This window comes from Bifidobacterium tsurumiense (assembly GCF_000741765.1).
Classification (GTDB): domain Bacteria; phylum Actinomycetota; class Actinomycetes; order Actinomycetales; family Bifidobacteriaceae; genus Bifidobacterium; species Bifidobacterium tsurumiense.
Map to the genome: position 1 here is coordinate 271966 of NZ_JGZU01000015.1, position 19973 is coordinate 291938.

General features: G+C 53.9%; 13 protein-coding genes. 4 read left to right on the forward strand and 9 right to left on the reverse strand.

All coding sequences use genetic code 11. The features are described from left to right. The first annotated feature begins 120 nt into the window (after positions 1 to 120). The 3 genes from BITS_RS07030 (at position 121) to BITS_RS07040 (ending at position 5874) form a co-directional block, all read left to right on the forward strand. Entirely contained in the window at positions 121 to 2940 is a 2820-nt protein-coding gene (locus BITS_RS07030) for a YhgE/Pip domain-containing protein (RefSeq protein ID WP_052366679.1), read from the forward strand. Between the two features lies 1 nt (position 2941). Beyond that, positions 2942 to 5104 (forward strand): YhgE/Pip domain-containing protein, encoded by a 2163-nt coding sequence (locus BITS_RS07035; RefSeq protein WP_026641684.1) that lies wholly within the window; start codon positions 2942 to 2944, stop codon positions 5102 to 5104. Between the two features lie 137 nt (positions 5105 to 5241). Next, positions 5242 to 5874: a TetR/AcrR family transcriptional regulator gene (locus tag BITS_RS07040; RefSeq protein ID WP_044259648.1), complete on the forward strand. Its 633-nt coding sequence runs from the start codon at positions 5242 to 5244 to the stop codon at positions 5872 to 5874. 186 nt (positions 5875 to 6060) lie between these two features. Here BITS_RS07040 and BITS_RS07045 read toward each other — a convergent pair whose 3' ends face one another. The 7 genes from BITS_RS07045 to BITS_RS07075 form a co-directional block, all read right to left on the reverse strand. After that, on the reverse strand, positions 6061 to 6615 hold the full coding sequence (locus BITS_RS07045) for an FMN-binding protein (protein WP_026641685.1): 555 nt from the start codon (positions 6613 to 6615) through the stop codon (positions 6061 to 6063). Positions 6616 to 6637: 22 nt separating this feature from the next. Next, complete coding sequence (locus tag BITS_RS07050; protein WP_026641686.1) at positions 6638 to 7456, reverse strand: ABC transporter ATP-binding protein; 819 nt, start codon at positions 7454 to 7456, stop codon at positions 6638 to 6640. Positions 7457 to 7527: 71 nt separating this feature from the next. Then, positions 7528 to 8814: an ABC transporter permease gene (locus BITS_RS07055; RefSeq protein WP_026641687.1), complete on the reverse strand. Its 1287-nt coding sequence runs from the start codon at positions 8812 to 8814 to the stop codon at positions 7528 to 7530. 133 nt (positions 8815 to 8947) lie between these two features. Continuing rightward, complete coding sequence (locus tag BITS_RS07060; protein WP_026641688.1) at positions 8948 to 10261, reverse strand: ABC transporter permease; 1314 nt, start codon at positions 10259 to 10261, stop codon at positions 8948 to 8950. Between the two features lie 105 nt (positions 10262 to 10366). Beyond that, positions 10367 to 11635 (reverse strand): DUF2318 domain-containing protein, encoded by a 1269-nt coding sequence (locus BITS_RS07065; protein WP_026641689.1) that lies wholly within the window; start codon positions 11633 to 11635, stop codon positions 10367 to 10369. 290 nt (positions 11636 to 11925) lie between these two features. Next, the gene (locus BITS_RS07070) at positions 11926 to 12564 is read right to left on the reverse strand and encodes an iron transporter (RefSeq protein WP_026641690.1); all 639 of its coding nucleotides are present in this window, start codon (positions 12562 to 12564) and stop codon (positions 11926 to 11928) included. A gap of 92 nt (positions 12565 to 12656) precedes the next feature. Then, positions 12657 to 14486 (reverse strand): FTR1 family iron permease, encoded by a 1830-nt coding sequence (locus tag BITS_RS07075; RefSeq protein ID WP_407712218.1) that lies wholly within the window; start codon positions 14484 to 14486, stop codon positions 12657 to 12659. A 410-nt stretch (positions 14487 to 14896) separates the two neighbouring features. Between BITS_RS07075 and BITS_RS07080 the strand changes: the two genes are divergently transcribed. Continuing rightward, positions 14897 to 15997 (forward strand): FAD:protein FMN transferase, encoded by a 1101-nt coding sequence (locus BITS_RS07080; RefSeq protein ID WP_044259650.1) that lies wholly within the window; start codon positions 14897 to 14899, stop codon positions 15995 to 15997. A gap of 158 nt (positions 15998 to 16155) precedes the next feature. Here BITS_RS07080 and BITS_RS07085 read toward each other — a convergent pair whose 3' ends face one another. Both BITS_RS07085 and BITS_RS07090 read right to left on the reverse strand, forming a co-directional pair. After that, positions 16156 to 18033 carry an ABC transporter ATP-binding protein gene (locus BITS_RS07085; protein WP_026641691.1) on the reverse strand — a complete coding sequence of 626 codons (1878 nt, stop codon included), beginning with the start codon at positions 18031 to 18033 and terminating at the stop codon, positions 16156 to 16158. Between the two features lie 92 nt (positions 18034 to 18125). Continuing rightward, a complete protein-coding gene (locus BITS_RS07090; protein WP_026641692.1) occupies positions 18126 to 19952 on the reverse strand; it encodes an ABC transporter ATP-binding protein in 1827 nt (608 codons plus the stop codon). Between the last annotated feature and the right edge of the window lie 21 nt (positions 19953 to 19973).

The window sequence follows — 19973 nt, forward strand, 5'->3', positions numbered from 1 at the left end:
CACACTTCGCAATAAGCGAATAATTGCATATTCACGTTCTTGTCCTCCTCTTGGCGCTACTATCTACGTAGCGCTACGCGATGCGTAGCGTATATCTTTGATCCAATCAGAAGGAACACCATGGGGAATGTGCTCAAAATTGTGCGCCGCGATGCCTTGCGATTATTGCGAGTCCCGGCCGCTTGGGTGATTCTTATCGGTCTCGTCGCCATCCCGCCGCTGTATGCATGGATCAACACGATCGGATTCTGGGACCCGTATGGCAATACCAAGAACATTCCGGTCGCGGTGGCCAATGAAGATGCTGGCACCACAAGCGAATTGGTGGGCACCGTAAACTTCGGCAAGGAAATCGAGACCACACTGCGTTCCAACGACAATCTTGGCTGGCGTTTCGTTGATGAAGACGAGGCATTGCGACAAGTCAAATCCGCAGAAAGCTATGCCGCGATCGTGATCCCGAAAGACTTCAGCGCCCGTCTTGTGGCCGCTGCGACCGGCGGCGAACGCCCTACGTTGAACTATTACGTCAACGAAAAAGCCAATGGCGTCGCCACAAAAATCTCAGACACCGGCGCCAATACCGTGGATAGGCAAATCAACAGCACTTTCGTATCCACCGTCAGCTCAGTCGTATCCTCGACCCTGAACTCAACGGCTTCCGGATTAAGCGCGAAATTATCAGATGCGCATAACCAAACGGTCAAGGATCTGAATACCGTTCAAGCCACGTTGAACAATACCCGTTCCAATATCGCATCTCTGGACGCCTCACTCGCACAGGTTCCGGATTCCACACAAAGAGCCCGCGGAACGGTGAATACTTTGCGTGGCATCGCGCAACAATCCGGCAATACACTGAGCGATACGGCAACATTGATCAGTCAAACCCAAACAGGCTTGAACTCCTTTATCGGCTCTGCGTCCACTTCCCTCGACAAGGGCGCAGCGCTATTGTCTCAGGCAAGCTCTTCCACGAATCTGCTTGCCTCAAGCGTGGCCGCATCACTCACCGAAGCCAATGGCAATGTTGCTTCCACGCTGAATGTCGCTCAACAAGTCAATGCAGACGCGGCAAATCTCATAAGCACCTTGCAAGCGATGAATCTGCCCGGCAGCAATGACCTGATCAGCAAACTGAGCGAACAAAACGCCACACTGACAGATGCCACAAGCCGCCTGCAGCAACTGAATACCGACGTCGGCAACACCGTAACCAGTGCCGCCGCCACTGCCAATTCCATCAATACGGCAACGCAACAGACCTTGCAAACCACAGGCAATGCCCGATCAAGTCTTATTTCAGGCACCTTGCCCAGTCTGAACACAGGCCTTACCGGCCTATCCACAGCCTCGGCATCCTTGGGCGCAGGCATTTCCAGCCAGTCAACCACCCTTGATCAGGTATCCACCGTTTTGGATCAACTCGACCAGGCAGCATCCTCGGCGCGTCAAGCCCTGAGCAACACCGACGCCGGATTGGCGCAGCTTCAGACCAAGTTAGACACCCTGAGCACCGATCTCACCGCTTTGGCCGATGCCAATCTCCTCAAGGAACTCTTTGGCATCGACGGCAATCTGGACACAGAAGCAATCGCCAAATTCATGCTCTCGCCAACCGTCATCGACACGCATACGCTGTATTCCATAAACGCCTATGGCTCGAGCATGGCTCCTCTGTTCATCAATCTTTCTCTCTGGGCCGGCGCTTCATGCTTATGGTCATGTTCAAGCTGGAAACCGACGACGAAGGCATTGAAGACCTCACCCCCGGCCAACGCTATTGGGGGACGCTGGCTTCTTTTGGCCATAATCGCGATGGTGCAGGGGCTGGTCACCACTGTCGGGGAGCTGATCATAGGCGTGCAAACAGTGAATACCTTGATGTTCATTCTCACCGGAATGCTCGTCTCATTGGTGTATCTCAGCATTGCCTTCGCCATGTCCACTTCATTCCTTCATGTGGGTAAGGGATTGATCATGGCGTTGATTATCGTGCAGGTACCCGGCGCATCAGGTTTGTATCCCATTGAAATCATGCCGCGATTCTTCCGAGCGCTGTATCCTTTCTTCCCTTTTACATATTCCATCAAGGCTTTCCGCGAAACCATCGGCGGATTCTATGGCAATCATTGGCTCAACAGCATGGGTGTATTACTGCTCTTCGCAGTCGTATTCTTCTTCCTTGGTCTTGTTATCCGTCCATATCTGACCAATCTCAATAGGCTTTTCGCCCGTGAAATCAAGGAAGGCGACATGATTGCCTATGAGCCGATGCAAATGCCGGGGCGCGAATTCCGCATCTCCCAAGCCATCGCCATGCTGGCCAATAAGGATGAATACCGTGAAGCCATCGAGCGCAAGGCAGCCGAATTCGAACACCGATATCCACAATTGAAACGAGCGGCCTTTATTGCAGGACTGGTAGTCCCCGCTGTTTTGGCCATCACTTTCTCTTTGACCACAGGAACGATGCTTATCGCTCTGGCCGCTTGGTTCGTGTGGTTCTTCGTCATCGTCACCGTGCTCATGACGCTGGAGATGACTCGGGACAGTATCGAGAGACAAGTTCGACTAGGCACGCTCAGCGACGAATCCATCCGCGAGATTCTGTCCAAAGAATACAAGTCATCGTCCAAACGCAAACGGAACATATACCGTGCCGGCAATGCAAAGCATTCAGCCTCCCCGTCACGCGATATCGCCGAGCTGGCAAACGAATTTGCGGGCACCGAACGACATCAGGCAAATTTGGCCTTGCTTGCAGCCACAGCGACTGCTCAGAACCGACAACCAACCGAAGAAGCCAAAAATAATAGCTCAGCGGACACACAGGAACTGCCCGCGAGCGGCATCAAACCGACTGTGACGCCAGCCCCCACGGATATCCGCACGAATACCACGCAACAAACCGCAACCGACACCGGAGAGGATGAATAGCATGTCAACCATGTGGAAGCTCTACAAGGGCGACCTGCGCCGCCTGACTAGCAATATCGCATCCATAATCATCACCATTGGGCTGGTCGCCTTCCCGGGACTGTTTGCGTGGTTCAATATCGCCGCCAGCTGGGATCCATTCGGCAATACCAGCAATCTCAAATTCGCCGTCGCCAACATCGACGAAGGCTATCAAAGCGATCTCATCCCACTCAAAATCAATGTAGGAGAACAGGTTATCAGTTCCTTGCGTTCGAATAACCAGCTCAATTGGACCTTTACCAGCGAAGAGGATGCCATCGAGGGAACCAAATCCGGTGAATATTATGCCGCAGTGGTTATTCCCAAGGATTTCAGCACCACCATGATGACATTCTTCTCCGATGAAGGGCAACGGGCGAATCTGGCTTATTACACCAATGAAAAGCTCAACGCGGTGGCTCCGAAGGTCACCGGTCAGGGAGCCGAAGGCATCTCAGCACAGCTCAACCAAGTGTTTGCATCAACACTGGCCAATATCGCGCTGAGCATTGCCAACCAGATTTCGACACAGTTGGATAAGCTGCAATCCCAGCAGATGCTGAGTAATTTCAGCACGAATATCTCAGAATTCGCCAATCAGCTCACCTCCACGGCAACCACATTGGATTCCTACGGCTCACTTACTGGAGCAGCGCAATCCCTGCTCTCCAGCGCCAATGCGCTTATGAGCACCACTTCCACCAGTGCGGGGAATGCACGAGACCAAATTCAGCAGGCTTCCGGAAGCGTCAGTGATATCGCAAGCGCTTTGGACACTTCGGCTTCGACGCTTGCCGACGCCCTTACGACCAGCAGCAACAGTTACGCCTCAGTCGCGGACAATATCGACAGCGTATTTTCCAATGTGAATGCGAGCGCATCCGATGTGTCCTCTGGGCTGCGCAAACAGGCATCCTTGGTCAATGACCAGATTGCCCCATATCAACAAATCCGAGAGAACGCCGCCTCGTTGCTCGGCCAAGATTCAGCGGTTGTGACCGCACTGGATTCTGTGATAACCCGAATCACTTCGCTGCGTGATTCGCTCAATGCAGCCGCGGACAAAGTCGATCAGGACAATAGCACCGCCCAGTCTCAGCATCAACAGGTCAAGGATTTGGCCACGCAGGCGAAAAGTGAAATCGCAAGCGTGCAAACCGATTTTGCCGATACGCTCAAGCCGCAGATCAGCCAGATTACCTCGGATATCAATGGCTTGCAGACCTCGGTCGGATCGCTGAGCGGCGATATTTCCTCATCGCTTGCCGGCCTGCAGAACACCGTTGATCAGGCCAACGACAGCCTGAATAATGTGCAACAAACATTGTCTACTATGTCAAGCTTGTTGAACGATACCGGAAAGCGTCTTGCCGATTTCAACACTCAGCTCAGCAATGCCCTGAACAGTGGCGATATGCAAGAAGTGCGCAAAGTACTTGGCAACAATCCCGATACTCTTGCCGCGACGCTCGCGGCGCCGGTGTCGTTGAATCGCACCGTCGAATTCCCCATAGAGAATTTCGGCGCTTCGATGACCCCGTTCTACACCTTCATTCCTCTGTGGGTGGGTTCGCTGCTGATGCTTATCGCCTTGAAGGTTTCGGTTTCACGCAAAACCCGCAAGGAGCTGGGCAATCCCAAACCACATCAGCTCTTCCTCGGCCATTACGGTATTTTCGCCACAATTGCCTTGCTGCAAAGCACATTCTCATGCGCAGGAACCCTGCTCTTTCTGCGCATACACATGGTTCATCCGTGGTTGTTCATGCTGACGGGATGGGTGAGCAGTCTGGTGTTCTCACTGCTGATGTACACCGCCGTTGCCAGCTTCGGCAACGTGGGCAAAGCATTTGGCATGGTCTTCCTCATCTTGCAGATCTCGGGTGCGGGCGGGTCATATCCACTGCAACTCCTGCCGAGTTTCATCCGCGACCTGAGCCCGTATCTGCCCATGACGCATTCCATTCTGGCCGCACGTGCCGCCATTGCAGGGATATATATGAATGACTATTGGTATCAATTGGGACTGCTGCTGCTCTTCGTTCCCCCTGCACTCATCCTGGGTTTGTTCTTGCGCAAGCCTCTTATGCGATTCAACAAGGCGTATGTCGAGCGGGTGGAAAGCACCAAGCTATTGGCATAGCCATTTCAGCCCGCAGTATCGACGGCGCATGGCGCACACCATTCGGCAGCGGCAAGCAGTCTCTTGGTTCACGAAGACCATGCAATCGCGCCGGATATTGAAAGTCATCATCGAAAGCAATCAAAGAAGAGAAACATATGAATCTGTTACGGTCCCATCCCACCCATCCGACCAAACTTCAGAGCCGTCGCGAACATGCACGCGAAGAAACCGATCGCAAAATCATGCAAGCGACAGTGGATATCGCCACAACACTTGGCGTAGGAGCGGTCAGTATCGAAGAGGTGGCACGACGCAGCGGCGTTGCAAAAACGACCATTTATCGCCGTTATCGCAATACCGAAGAGATGTTGAAGCATTTGGCGATACCGGATGCGCCGGTTGAAGCAGAGTGCGAAGACCTTGAGCCGAGTCGCGATAACCTGCAATGCGCTCTTGAATATATGCTGCGACGTTTCACATCAGATATCGGCCTGGATGCCGTGGCAGTGGCAATCACTTCTGGCAATGAATACTTCAACAGAATCGTCGAGCAACATGTGGTCCCTGCCCAGCGTTTCTTCACCGACTTCATTGATCGCGGCGCTCGTGCCGGAGTGTTCCGAACAGGATTGGATACCGTGTTCCTCTTCAGCACGGTGATCGGATCCATGGTTGCACAGCAGGCGCTTCGACAAAGTGTGGCAGATTCCGGCCCAGAGGAAACCCCTTGGCCCCAAGCGATGGCCAATGTACTGTGGCCAGCCATAACCCCTTCACAGCAGCAGTAGCGACTGTGGCAACAGTTGCAACAGCGGAAACGGCGGCAACAGCGATGATCTCCTCAGTGTATCGAAGGAGAAGACGCAACAATATGCGATCTCGAGGCCTCTCCTTCTCTTTGGAGCAGCTCTCTTTGAAGTAACTCTTTTTAGAGTGACGTTCAGACAGCACCCATCAGCAACCTCCGGATCGAATCACCCGCCGATTGAGGCTTCCTGCCGAGCCACTTCCAATGCCTTGTTGAACGCCTCAGAAGTCCAGCTTGCGCCCGCAACGGTATCGATTTTCAGATCCTTCAGCGGCTTTCCCACAACCACTCCGGGGATGGCTTGCGAGAAGGCATCCTGATGGTTTTTGGAAATAGTGCTTGAAGGGTGTCCCACAATGGAAACGGCAGTAATATCCTGATCCGCAACCGTCAGACTCACATCAATAGAATCCTCGCCGATAGGCCCGTATTGCCCTTTGATGGCATAGGTTCCATCCGCATAATTGCCGGTATCCTGCTTGTCAGAGGTCGTGGTATTCGGATCGGTTGTGGACTGCGAAGGAGCAGAGCTTGATTCCCCTGCATTTCCCGCATACTCATCATTCATAGGAACGGCAGTCGGGCTGCCGCAACCAGCGAGCAGTGTGCTGGCGGCAATCAGGCCTACCGCCGCCGTGGAAAGCGTGGCAACACCAGACTTGCGAGTATGCCGCTCCGCGCCGTTGCTCTTGGTTAACGTGCCGTTCCTATCCTCCGGCATCTTGCCAAGCATCGACTGATCCTCACGCATTATGCCGTCCTTCCTCCAAGGAACCGCGGTGTTTTGCCGCCTTGGTCGGATCAACGAAATCCTTGGCCTCATCGCCGCTTTGTGCACCTTCGACCTGCGCTCCCGTGGATGCCGGCTTGCCGCCCTGTGCTTCATACTCGGCTTTGGCGTTCTCGTCGTTCCACTTTTCGCCGACCAGAACGCCATGGTTCAACATGATCTCCCGCTGTGCGCAGGAGGCGACCAAAGCATCATGGGTGACCACGATAATCGTCGTCCCCTGCTCGTGCAGCTTGCGGAAGAGGTCGAGCACTATTCTCTCGTTCTTCTCGTCCAGGTTTCCAGTCGGCTCATCCGCCAGAATCAGCTTGGGACAATTGATCAATGCGCGGGCGATACACACACGCTGCTGCTCGCCACCGGAAAGCTGGCTCGGCAAATGGTGCGCGCGATCCTTCAAACCCACTTGTTCCAAGGCATCCAATGCCTGCTGCTCATCAACCACAGAATGGTAATACTGGGCGACCATAACATTTTCCACAGCGGTCAAATGCGGCACCAAATAAAACTTCTGGAATACCAATCCCACAACGTTCTTGCGAACATCTGCAAGCTGGGAAGCGTTCAGATCCTCAAGTTTGCGACCTTCGAGACTCACAGAACCTTTGCTGGGAGCGTCAAGGCATCCGATGATATTCATCAAGGTGGTTTTGCCTGAACCAGAGGATCCCACAATAGCCAGCCATTCACCCTCGGGGACGGTCAGGCTCAAATCATCCACGGCATGCAAATCGCCATAGATTTTCGATACGTGTTCCAAATTCAGCAACATCGACTGTGATTCACTCATAGCATTCTCCGATTGTTGTGCCGACTTGATATGTGGTTCTGCTGCGCTCATCGTCACTCCTCCCTCAACACTACGGCCGGATCGATCCGCGTGGCTCGCAATACCGGAGGCAATGCCGCAATAACCGCCACGATTGCGCTTAATATCAGGGAGCACGCACCCAGCCACCAACTGAATGCCAGCTCTCTGCCGAATACCGAAGAGGTCAAAATCCATGCGAACGCGTATCCCAATGCAGTGCCCAGCACGCCGCCAATAAGGCCATACACTGCCGATTCGACCATGAATTCCACGCCGATGCCAGCGGCCGATGCTCCCAACGCCTTGCGCAGACCGATTTCGTTGCGTCGCTGGGAGACAATCGAGGAGATCGTGGTGCCGACGCCGACCAAGGTCAATCCGAGCACAACCAATGACACAACCCAGAACAGGCTTTGCAACATGGTGATGATGCGTGTGTCAGAAGAGGTTATTTTGGTGACTTTCTGCGCCTTGACATGCATGGATGTCATATCGTTGATGCTTTCGACTATCTCATCCAACGTGTCTGCAGAGGCATTGACCGAATAGGCGATCACATCCACTCCGCGTTTCACCCCGGTGAGCGTTTCCACATCCGCTTGCGTGGCATAGATTATCTGATCTTCTGAACCGCCCGTGTCCAAGATGCCGGCAACGCGATATTCCTTGCCGTCCGTTTCCATAATGTCACTGGAGACATGGCCACTGTCAGTAGCGGAATCAGCGCTGCCGTCGCTTTGCGAATCGCTTGCGTTATCATCCGAACGATATCCGACGGTTATGCGCGAGCCGATCTGCAGATCCATGGCATCGGCCACATCGCGCCCCACCATCACATTGCCGTCGCTGGGCCATTCGCCGTCCACGCTCCAGTGCTGGTTGAGGTCGCGCACACTGTTCACATCAATCCCTGCCATAACATAGGGCGCAGCATTCACTCTCACATTTTCATAACGATATGTGGCATAGGTTGCAGCGCTCTTCGCCTCCACCATCTCCGTGGTGTGCTCAACCATGGCCTCGGCAATGCCTTTGGACTGCTCAGCATCCTGACTTTGTGCATCAGAGGTCGTATTCTGCGTCGAGTCAGAGCTTGAATCCGCGCTCTGCGCGATGGGCGTCACCACCATATTGGCGCCATATGCCCGCATATCCTCATTCATCTGTTGCGGCACGGCAATGCATATCGCAGCCAGGCAGAACAGGGTTGCAGCCCCGACCATGGATGCGACGACTGCCATGATCGCACGGCCATGCCGTCTTGCAACAGCGCCCCAGATCATGGCGAGGAACATCCCCGCATTGCTTCGTCCTCCCATGGTTCGGGTATCAGTGTGCTGGTCGTGCTGTTGCTTATCAGCCATTTCGGAATTATGTTGCTCCAAGTGCTCTCTCTGCTCCTGCTGAGTGCCGGTATTCTTATCGAGTTCCCGTTCCTGCGGATTCACTGATTTATCTGCCATGCAACACCTCCGCAGGATGCACGTGAAGAATGGAACGAATGGTCGATGCGGAAGCGGCCAGCACGGTTACGGCGAGGAGCACGAATACCAGAATGAATACCATCGGGCGCATGGTCACGCCTGATCCGAATACCACATGCCCCACGATCTGAGCTACGCCGACTCCCAATATGGAACCGACTATTGCGCCGACCAATGAGATGGTTGCCGTTTCCATAAGCATCAATCGTGATACCGCGCCATCCGTGGCGCCGACTGCCTTGAGCAGTGCCAGTTCTGCGGAACGCTCCGATATCGAAGCTGCCATCAGATTCGCCACTGCCACAGCCGCAGCCAGCAGACTCAATGCCGTCATCAATATCATCACTGCGCTGGTCTTATTGAGCACATTGCCTTGCAAAGCCGCAACCTGGCGGACCTGCTTGGCAACGGCGTCAGGAAGAACCTCTTCGATTTGGTATGCAATGGAACTTGGATATGCCGTGCAATACCAGGTCTCCCATTCATCTTGACTCAACGCAGCAGGATTTTTGGCAGCTTTCCTTGCCAGATCATTTTCCGGAGTGGTGAGCGCCTTGACCTCGATGCGATTGATCTGATCAGGGAGTCCGGCCAAAGTCTGAGCCACCGAGGATGGCAGATATATGGCGGAGTTATCGTCATCTCCTGAGTCGAAGATGCCCACCACCTGAATGCTTTGCGATGCATCGTTTTTGCTCAGCTGGATGCTTTGCCCCACGCTCACATCGAGTCGGGTGGCCAAATCCTTGCCCAGCATGGCCTGCGCGGTGTCATCTTTGGGCCAATTGCCCTCCACGCTCCACCAGGAACGCATGCCTTGTACGCCCACGACTGTGGTTTCGCCAGAGTTGAGATTCAGCGTCTTGTTGAACCACGTTCCCACCAACGGCACCTGCTCACTCTTGGCGCTCCCTGTGGTGACATCCACATGAATGGTGAGTTCCGGGGCAAAATTCGTAATATTGTATGCCCAGAAGATGGTCTTGAGCTTGGGCACTTCCGACTCCGCCAAAAAAGCGGTGGGATCCTGTCCACTTGAAGACGCCGCTGTGCCGGACTGATCACCTCCGTAGAGTTCGGAGACCACTGCATCCGATTTGGGCTGCACCACAATATTGGATCCATAGGTACTGAGCTCGGCATTGAGCTTATCGCCGACATCGAATACTATGCCCAGCATCGCCACAGCAATGCTCGCAGACAAACATACGGTTACGGCAATGAGCAGACGTCGCCTCAATTGGCGGCTGAACGAACGATACACCATGCGCAGAAAGAACATCGCCGCCTCCTTTCATGGACGAATTTCATATGACGTTTTCATACTTCGCTGTTGTGCGGCTCTGCCCAGAAGCAGTGCCATCGCAGACTGAAAGTTACTCAGTATTTAGGTGAAATGGGCGCTGAGCGCATCCAAATCCGCTGTCTGAATGGTTATGGCATTGGCATCCGACGTATATGGCAGCGGTATTGGATTGCATCCGCCTTTGAATCCGATGGTTGCCAGGTTGATGGCGACATCGCATTTCTTGCAGATGATCTTGCCGTCTTTTTCGTAATATCCGGCATCACCGCAGTTCTCGCAAGCATCCAATCCGACACCATAGGCACCACCGTTCTTTTTGATGATGATAAAACGCATCACGGTGCCGTCGCTGGCCTTGTATTCAAAGCGATGCAAATGCCCGTCTTCGAGCTGGCTGAACGGAATGGTGGCCACGCCATCTTCCAATGAATATGCCTCAGGCTCGGAGAGAACCGGAACCTTCTTGGTCTGTGCCACGCCGACTGTCAGCGCCATGGTCACACCGAGCATCGCCGCCACACTCCATATCGCGCACGATATGGCGCGGCGCCTGAAAGCGATATTCCTGCGCCGCTCGGCAATATTGGAAACCCGCACCTTCATGCGCATGCCGGCCACAATCGATGCCACTGCAGGGATGATGAATACCCACATCTGCACCTGTACCAAAACATCATGGTGGTTGATGCCCCACACCAACATGCGGAAAGCCGCTCCGCGAATGCGCAGCACCGAGCCTTGCATGACTTGGAGCAATGCGACGAGATGCTGAAGGAACATCAGCACCATCGAAGCGACGGCAGCGATATGGAAGAAGGGGCGCACCGCGGAAACATGCAATGTGCGCACTATGGCGGCCAGAATAATGGAGCTGGCAAGGCCGAGCAGGAATCCCAGTGCCCTGAGCAGCATTTCCGAAGTGAACGGCGACTCACCAGGCTCCACGAATGCCGTCAATTGCAGTATCACATCCGGCAAGGCAAAGAATGTGGTCAAAGCTATGGCAACCGCGGCCACGCCATTGGCCACATGAATATGGCGAGGGTGCTCCTGCCAACGCGATGTGATTGACTGTGCACGCACCAACAACACGATAACCGCGATATCTGCGACAACCGTGGCCATAAGTGCCGGCAGATTCACCGAAGTGCGCTGGGTGATCACCGCTGTGGCTCGAAGCGTTGCAAAGACCACTGCCGCAACGATGCCGACAAGCAGTCCCCAACTGCGCCACTTGGCGCTTATCGGCTTGGATTTCCCCTCGCCAACGGTGAACATGGTGCCCAAGCACATCACCACAAGCATCATCGGCAATGTTCCCGAGAGCACCGTAACAAATTGCTTCAGCATGCGTTGTCACTTCTTTCCTTGGCTTGTACTGCCAATGTATCGAATCAAGCCCTCATATGTAAAGACCTCTTTGCAAAGACCTGAGCTGGGGTTCATTCTCGACTGCGATTGAGGATGGTTGCCGGGGGTTTCTTGAATCCGTCCGGTCCATTCACAGCCAATGCCGGTCACATCTGCGAACATCGCACAGACCTGACCGGCATCCTTGTCATATATTCAATGAGATCTTCAACGAGGACACTCTAGTGCGTTCCCAAACCCTCTTTGTGGGCGTCGAATACCAGCGACCCCTACCACTGGCGAGGCGTGTAATCCCAGTTATCGAAGGTCACTTCTAGAGGTTCGGTCCAGAAGTGTCCTGTCACACCGGTTTCCGGATCGACATGGAGCATCCAACCGTTCTTGGCAGGAGACTGGATCGAAAGCTTCAGCGTGTAGGTTCCTGCGTCATCAAGCTTGATATTGGCACCGTAATGCGGACCATCGGATGCGTTCATTTGCATGAAGGTTCCGCTTTGCACAGATTCATTGGTGTCTTGGTTGATGATTTCGTAGTCCACAGTCAAATCCGGGATGAAATCGCCCTTGCCATATCCCAGCTTGGTGCCTTCGTCATTGGCGTGGATATCCGCTTCTAAGTGGAAGCTGGAATCAGCGGCGGCCAGACCCATTCCAGCCGGTTCCATATCGATGGGCTGGAAGTACACGGCACCGACCATAAGGGGCCCGACTTCCTGATCCTGGTTATCGCCTACTGGGAACTCTTCGAAACCTGCTCCTGAATCCGCAGGTGAGGAGGTATCCGATGAGTCGGATGATTGGTTGGAAGCGCTGTTTGAGCTGGTATTCGATGTGCTTCCGCAGCCGGCCAAAGCCAAGGCGCCAGCGAGTACCAAGGCTGCGATTCCCGATATTGTGCTCTTCTTCATTACTTGTGTTCTCCTGTGAGTCGGACACCTGCACAGGGCGTGCGGTGCTGTGAATGGCGTCGCAAGGGCGCCGGATGGTACGTCTGTTGTTGTTATTCCGAGGTCTGATGTGCGTCCGAAACCGTGCTTTGAGATTCCGAAGTCCCGGTTTCAGAGCGTTGCGGATCACCAGCGGCATCGCTTATTACTTCGTTCGCGTCTTTCCCAGCCGCGGCAGCCTCGGACTGATGCGAATGCGCGGAATCATGCTCGGCTTGAGCCGCTACGGAGATTTTCGCCTCGCGTGATTGTTTGACCAAGGACATCGTCATCAACACCATCACGGCAATTGCCGCAATAATCTGCGCCGCTATCGTTTCCGCATATGGATACAGACCAATCCAGTCATTGGTCGGCACACCGTTGACATACGTGCCGTTGACCACATCGCCTTCGATCAGCGCATGCACACCGCCACCAGCAAAAACGATAACCAAAAGTGACATCAGAGCACTGGTGACGAGGAAGAAGGGACGAATCGGAATCTTCACGGAGGTGAAGCGAATCAGCAGGAAAATAATCACCAAGAGCACTGCAGCCGAGATGAAACCGCCCCAAATACCCGCAGTGCTTCCGGATGTCATCGCGAAGATGGCCTGATAGAACATCACCGTTTCAGCGCCTTCGCGGAATACCGCCAGAAAGCTCAACAATGCCAAAGAAAGCACACCGCCGCGAGATACTGCGGCAGCCGTTTGATTCTTGATATAGCTGTTCCAAGCCGTTATCGAGGAACGTGAAAGCATCCAATTGCTGGTGTAAAGGAGCATCACCATGGCGATAAGCGCCACAACACCCTCGAAAATCTCCTGCTGTGAGCTTGATCCATTGAATAGCCAGACGAAAAGCGCTGCCACAACACCGCTGGCGAGAAGTCCGGCAACCACACCTAAATAGATGTATTTCAGCATTCGCTTATTGCCGGTTTTGAGCAGATATGCGATTATGGCCGCCACCACAAGCACTGCTTCCAGACCTTCGCGAAGGAGGATCAGGAAGGCCTGGCCGAAAGCGCTGGTCGCAAAGGATACCAATGGATTGACATTACCTGCCGCCCCACCGTCAAGTTCCTGAGCATCCTGGGCAAGCATAGCCTTGAGATCTTCGATATATTGCTTGGCCTGAGCCAGTGGTTCGCCATTGTTCATGGCCTGACGCGACTCTTTGAACTGGTATTCCACTTGGGAAACGCGATTGCCGCTTATGGCATTCATCACGTTTTTCTCGAATCCCAGTTTTTCGTAGTACTGATAGTAGGCCTCGTTGACCAGGCTCGCACCCTTGGAGCCGTCGCCCTGCTCATAAGCGGCAACGGCAGAATCGAGAATATCGCTCATTTCGCTGGCGATTTGGGACCATGTGCGGGTGCCTTTGCCTTCGTTTTTCTTCTTTGCCGCATCCAGCTTCGCCCTGTCCTGCGCTATTTTCTCATCCTGTGCTTTGGCATAGGCATCCGGGGCCGCCAAATCGGCATTGGCATCCAGCTGGGTTGCAGTATCGGTAAGTTCCTGGGTCAATGCGGCAACTTGTGAGGCAAAAGCGTCCTCATTACCGGTGGTATATGCCAATTCCTGAAGCGAGCGGAATTGCTGTTGCTGACTGCTTTGCACATCCGCGCTTATGGTGTCGCGCACCACCGTGGAGAAATTGGCACCGACATAGACGGAATTGTATGCCGATTTCACATCTGCAGCCGCGCCCGAAGTATTCCCGGACTTATAGGCATTCAAGCCGTCAGTGAGCTGAGTATTCATCTCCTCAGCAACTGCAGCCCAAGTCTCGAATGAGACCTCGGCCGAACTCGCTTGGATGGGCAACAGCGTAATAATCAAGGCAATGAATACTGCCGCAGCCACCAATACCGGCCGCAACTTCACTGGCACATTAACATTTCTCTGCGCCGCGACCCGAACACCGCCTAACTGATTCACCGATTGCCGCACGTTCCTCGCCTAACCGAAACCATGGTGGGGCGTGCCCATATGCATTCGCATACGTTATCTACGGGCATGCTGCACCACACTCGAACCTTGTGTATTGGTGCCCTCAAACCTCGTCCAGCCACGCAAGACGACAACCGCCACCTTCAGGCTCGACTTCGCGAAGCACCAAGGCTTAGTGTAAGAGAGCAAATCCACAAAAAACAGTCTTGATTATCAGGAATTTTTGGTGTATAAGAGTGCGTTATTTCAGCGAAAACTCTTCTCATACGAACAAAACAACACGTTTGTTCAGCCTGCCTATCTCACACTGCGAATCATCATGATGACGCCCTGACACTACGATGAAAACCATGAGCGAGCTCACGAAGCAATTGCCTTTCGTCACCGCATTCCCACACGCGGTGGGCACCGGAATCATCCTGCGCACGGATCAGTCAATTATGCCTGAGCTTCGAGAGCATCTGGAATCACTCATAGATGATATGGAAAGCGCATTGTCCCGCTTTCGCAGCGATTCCATTGTTGCCCGCATGGCAGAGGCACCGCAAGGCGGCACATTCGCATTTCCTGATTGGACGACCGGATTATTCGATCTCGCCGACGCCTTAGTGACCGAAAGCAAAGGAGCCATTGACCCCTGCGCCGGAGAAGACCTCATCCGACTCGGCTATGGCCCTGATCTCAGTTTCCATATGGACGCGGATGCCCCGCAGCACCTCGGCACATTGCATGGTCGACCAACATGGCGCAACGACATACAACGCCAGCACAGCACGCTCATCACCAAACAGCCGGTTCACCTTGACTTCGGCGCTTTCGGCAAAGGGTACCTGGTTGATCTCATTGCAGAAGCATTGCAGACTTGGAATGGCGAACATGCGTCCCCAACCACGGAGAGCACAACCCCGAACACGCATCAACCCCCTATTACGCAATGGATTGTGGATGCCGGAGGCGATGTGAACATTCACACCATTGAGCCCGTCACCATAGCGCTAGAGGATCCCAGCAATGCCGATAACGCCATCGGAATCATCCGCATGAAGAACGGATCCCTATGCGCTTCCTCCCCCAGCAGACGCCATTGGGCCGACAACGCCCCCCTGCCCCTGCACCACCTCATCAACGCCTTGGACGGTATGCCCGTAACCGATACCGCAGCGTCTTGGGCTCTTGCCCCTCATATATTCGACCCACAAGCCGGCATCAATACCGAATCCGAAACCAATCGCAGTCTCAATCCCAAACTGCTTTGCTACCCGACTGCCTTGGCCGATGGCCTCGCGACCGCCTTATTCCTCGGATATGGCAAGCACATCATGCTGAGCAGCCACTGTTCGGGAGCAACCTTGGATTCGCAGCGGCATGCCACCATATTCAACGGATTCCCCGGCACATTCTTTTTGAATGACGGCCAACAAGCCAGCGAAAACACCAGCGATACCATGTAGCCGAATATCAGACTGCCTCCCATTCCCTCAGCAGAAGGAATAGGAGGCAATTCAGTACTGCGCATAACGGACATGGCATCTCTTACGCTTATGCAAGATTCCCGAGATTCATCTCACCATTGCCGCCCGGAACAACATATGCCTGCCCACTCAATCGCTCAGGCCACCAGCGTGGAGAACTGGCTGTTGTACAAATCGGCGTAGAATCCGTTTGCTGCAAGCAGTTCCTCATGGGTGCCGCGCTCGATGATGTCACCCTCATTCATCACCAGAATCATATCGGCGTTCTTGATGGTGGACAGACGATGAGCAATCACGAAGCTGGTGCGACCGACCGTCAACTGATCCATGGCTTGTTGGATCAATTCCTCGGTTCGCGTATCCACCGAAGAGGTTGCCTCATCGAGAATCAGGATCGGAGCGTCCTGAATCATGGCACGCGCAATGGTGAGCAGCTGCTTCTGCCCGGCCGAAAGCGAAGACTTGTCGTCAAGCTTCGTATCGTAGCCTTCCGGCAAGGATTCGATGAACTTGCTCAGCCCCACCGAACGGCACGCCTCACATACCTGTTCATCGGAGACATTGGGCGTTGCATACACGATATTTTCGCGAATGCTGCCGTCAAACACCCATGTGTCCTGCAACACCATGGAGAACTGGCGATGCACTTCTGAGCGAGGGATGCTCGTGGTCGGCACACCATCAATGGAGATCTCACCGCCGTTGAGATCGTAGAATCGCATCAACAGATTCACCATAGTGGTCTTGCCTGCGCCGGTCGGACCGACGATAGCGATCTTCTGTCCGGCCTTGATCTGCGCGCTGAAATCCTTGATAACCATTTTCTCCGGCGTATATCCGAATTTCACATGGTTGAATTCCACATCTCCTCGAGCGCGATCGCCCAGCTTGGCATATGCTTCAACCTCTGCGGAATTGCTCCTGCGGGCGATTTCCATACGCTTGCTGGCAAAGGCGCCCTCTGCATCAGCGCTCATCTCATCCTCTTCAAGGAATCCAAAGACGCGTTCCGAAGCGGCTGCGCAACGCTGCAGATTCTGGAATGCCTGGGCAAACTGCGAAAGCGGCTGGGTGAACAGGCGGATGTACATCATGAAAGCGACGATGACGCCGAACTCGATGCTGCCGTTCATGGCCAATGCGGCACCGACCACGCACACACCCACATAGCCCAAGTTGCCGATGAAATTCATCAATGGCATCATCAGACCCGACAGGAACTGCGATTTCCACCCGGACTCATACAACGAGGTGTTGTACTTTTCGAATTGCTCGATGGATTCCTGTTCACCGGAATATGCCTTCACGATCATATGACCGGAATACATTTCCTCAACATGGCCATTGGTCTGCCCCAAGGCCAGCTGCTGCTGCACGAAGTATCTCTGCGAGAGCTTCATAATCACCATCATGAGCACCATGCCCACGAAGCTGATTCCCAAAGCCGTCAGGGTCATGATGACATTGTTATAGAACATCATCACCAAAGAACCCACCAACAAGGTCACTGAAGTCACCAGAGATCCCAGGCTCTGCCCCAAGGTCTGGCCAATGGCATCCACATCGTTGGTGATTCGGCTGAGCACATCGCCATAGCTGACCTTGTCAAAATACTTCAAAGGAAGTCGGTTGATTTTCTTTGAAATATCATCCCTTAGACGCTGGGCAACTCGCTGGGTTATGGTCGCCATAATCCAGCTCTGCACATAGGAGAACAGGGCATATCCCACATACAAGGCCACCAAAATCAAGCCTATGCGGGTCACGGCGTCCAAATCGATGCTTCCCAGCACCGGTTTGCCCTGCACCATGGCAGGCAGACCTTTGGTGATTTCGTTGGTCATATTTTTCAGCTGATCAGGGCCAACCACCTGGAAAACAGTACTCAAAGCGCCCAGAATCAGCGCGACGATCATCGCTGGAGCGTATCGTTTGCAATAGGCAACCAGCTTGCCCATAATCTCGTTGAAATTATCCGGCTTTTCAACCGCGGCGGACATGCCTGGACCATGCATGCCTCCACCCGAAGATGTCGTGCGCTTAGTGGCGCCATGTCCCGTTGCTTGTGACATGTTTCTTCCTTTCCACGAATTCGACTGCGGCCGAATCAGCCGGCCAGTTCCTGCTCACTCAACTGGCTCTCCGCAATCTCGCGGTATACCGGGCAGGTTTCCAATAGTTCCTTATGTGTTCCTTGGCCGACTACGCGACCTTCATCCATAACCACAATGCGGTCGGCGTCCATAATGGTGCCGATGCGCTGAGCCACGATAAGCTTGGTGGAACCGACCGCTTCCTTTGCAAGCGCCTCGCGCACATCGCGATCCGTGCGGAAATCAAGCGCCGAGAAGGAATCATCGAATATCAGGATCTCAGGTTTGCGCCATACTGCGCGCGCAATGGACAGGCGCTGCTTTTGGCCTCCGGACACATTGGATCCGGATTGGGCAATATTCGCGTCAATGCCGCCATCCATTTTGTTGACGAATTCCTCTGCCTGCGCGACCTGAACCGCGGTATGCACACGTTCACGCTGCTGGGCATCCAAAACGGGGACGTTATTGTCGCCAACCGATTCGCTGACATCTCCCGACGCATTATCGCCCACCCCAAATGCGACATTGGTAGCGACGGTTCCTTTGAACATCACAGAGCGCTGCGGCACGTAACCGATCTTGTCGCGCAGTGCTTTAGCCGTGTATTCTCGCACATCCACGCCGTCGACCAGCACCTGGCCACCACTCACGTCATAGAAACGAGGCACCAGATTAATAAGCGATGTCTTGCCGCTGCCCGTCGAACCGATGAAAGCCACGGTCTGACCGCGTTCCGCCTTGAAATTGATATGTTCCAGAATCGGTTCAACCGAGTCGGGATAGGCAAAGCTGACATCACGGAATTCCACTTCACCGCGGATCGGCTTGCCATCCGCACCGGCTGCGCCTTCTTCACGAGCGCCATCAGTAATGCTGATCTCGGTTTCCAGCACCTCGAGAATACGCTTGGCGGAAACGTCAGCGCGCGGCCACAGTACGAATACCATGCTCATCAGCAGGAAGCCCATAATGACCTGCACCGCATAGCTGGAGAACACGACCATATTGGAGAATAGCGTGAGCTTATCGGTAAGCGTTGCAGCCTCGATAAGATATGCGCCGATCCAATACACTGCAAGCATCAAACCGTTCATAATGGTGCTCATCAAAGGCATCATGACCGACATGGCGCGATTGGTGAACAGCTGGGTACTGGTCAAATCATTATTGGCCTTATCGAATTTGTTCTGTTGATAATCCTCGGCGTTGTAGGCACGAACCACGCGCAAACCGGTGAGGTTCTCACGAGCCACACGATTGATGTTATCGGTCAAGGTCTGCATGCTACGGAACTTTGGAAGCACCATCATCATGATGAGCGCGATGGCCACGATAAGAACGACCACTGCAATGCTAGTGGCCACAGTCCATTCAAACCCCTTGCCTGCGATCTTCGTGATGGCCCAGATTGCCATAATCGGAGCCTTGGCAAGCATGAGCAGGCCCATGGTTATGAACATCTGAATCTGGGTCACATCATTGGTGGACCGCGTGATAAGGCTTGCCGTGGAGAATTTGTTCAATTCAGCCAAGCCGAAGGATTCCACCTTCTTGAACTGTTCGCTGCGCAGGCGCTGGGTGAAGGATGCCGCCACGCGGGCAGTTATGAATCCGGTGGCAACGGTGAGCGCCATCGCAAGCAGCGAAACGCCCAACATCTTCCCGCCGGCAATCCAAATATCGCTCATGGAACTGCCTGGCGTTTCCACCAAAGTGGTGATATCAGCCATGTAATCGGGCAGTTTCAGCTCCAAAAACACATCGGCCACAATGAGCAACAAACCGATGAAGAGCTCGAACCACTCGAATTTCGAGAGGTATCGACTGATCTTGATCATGATTGTCCTTTCGTGAGAGAA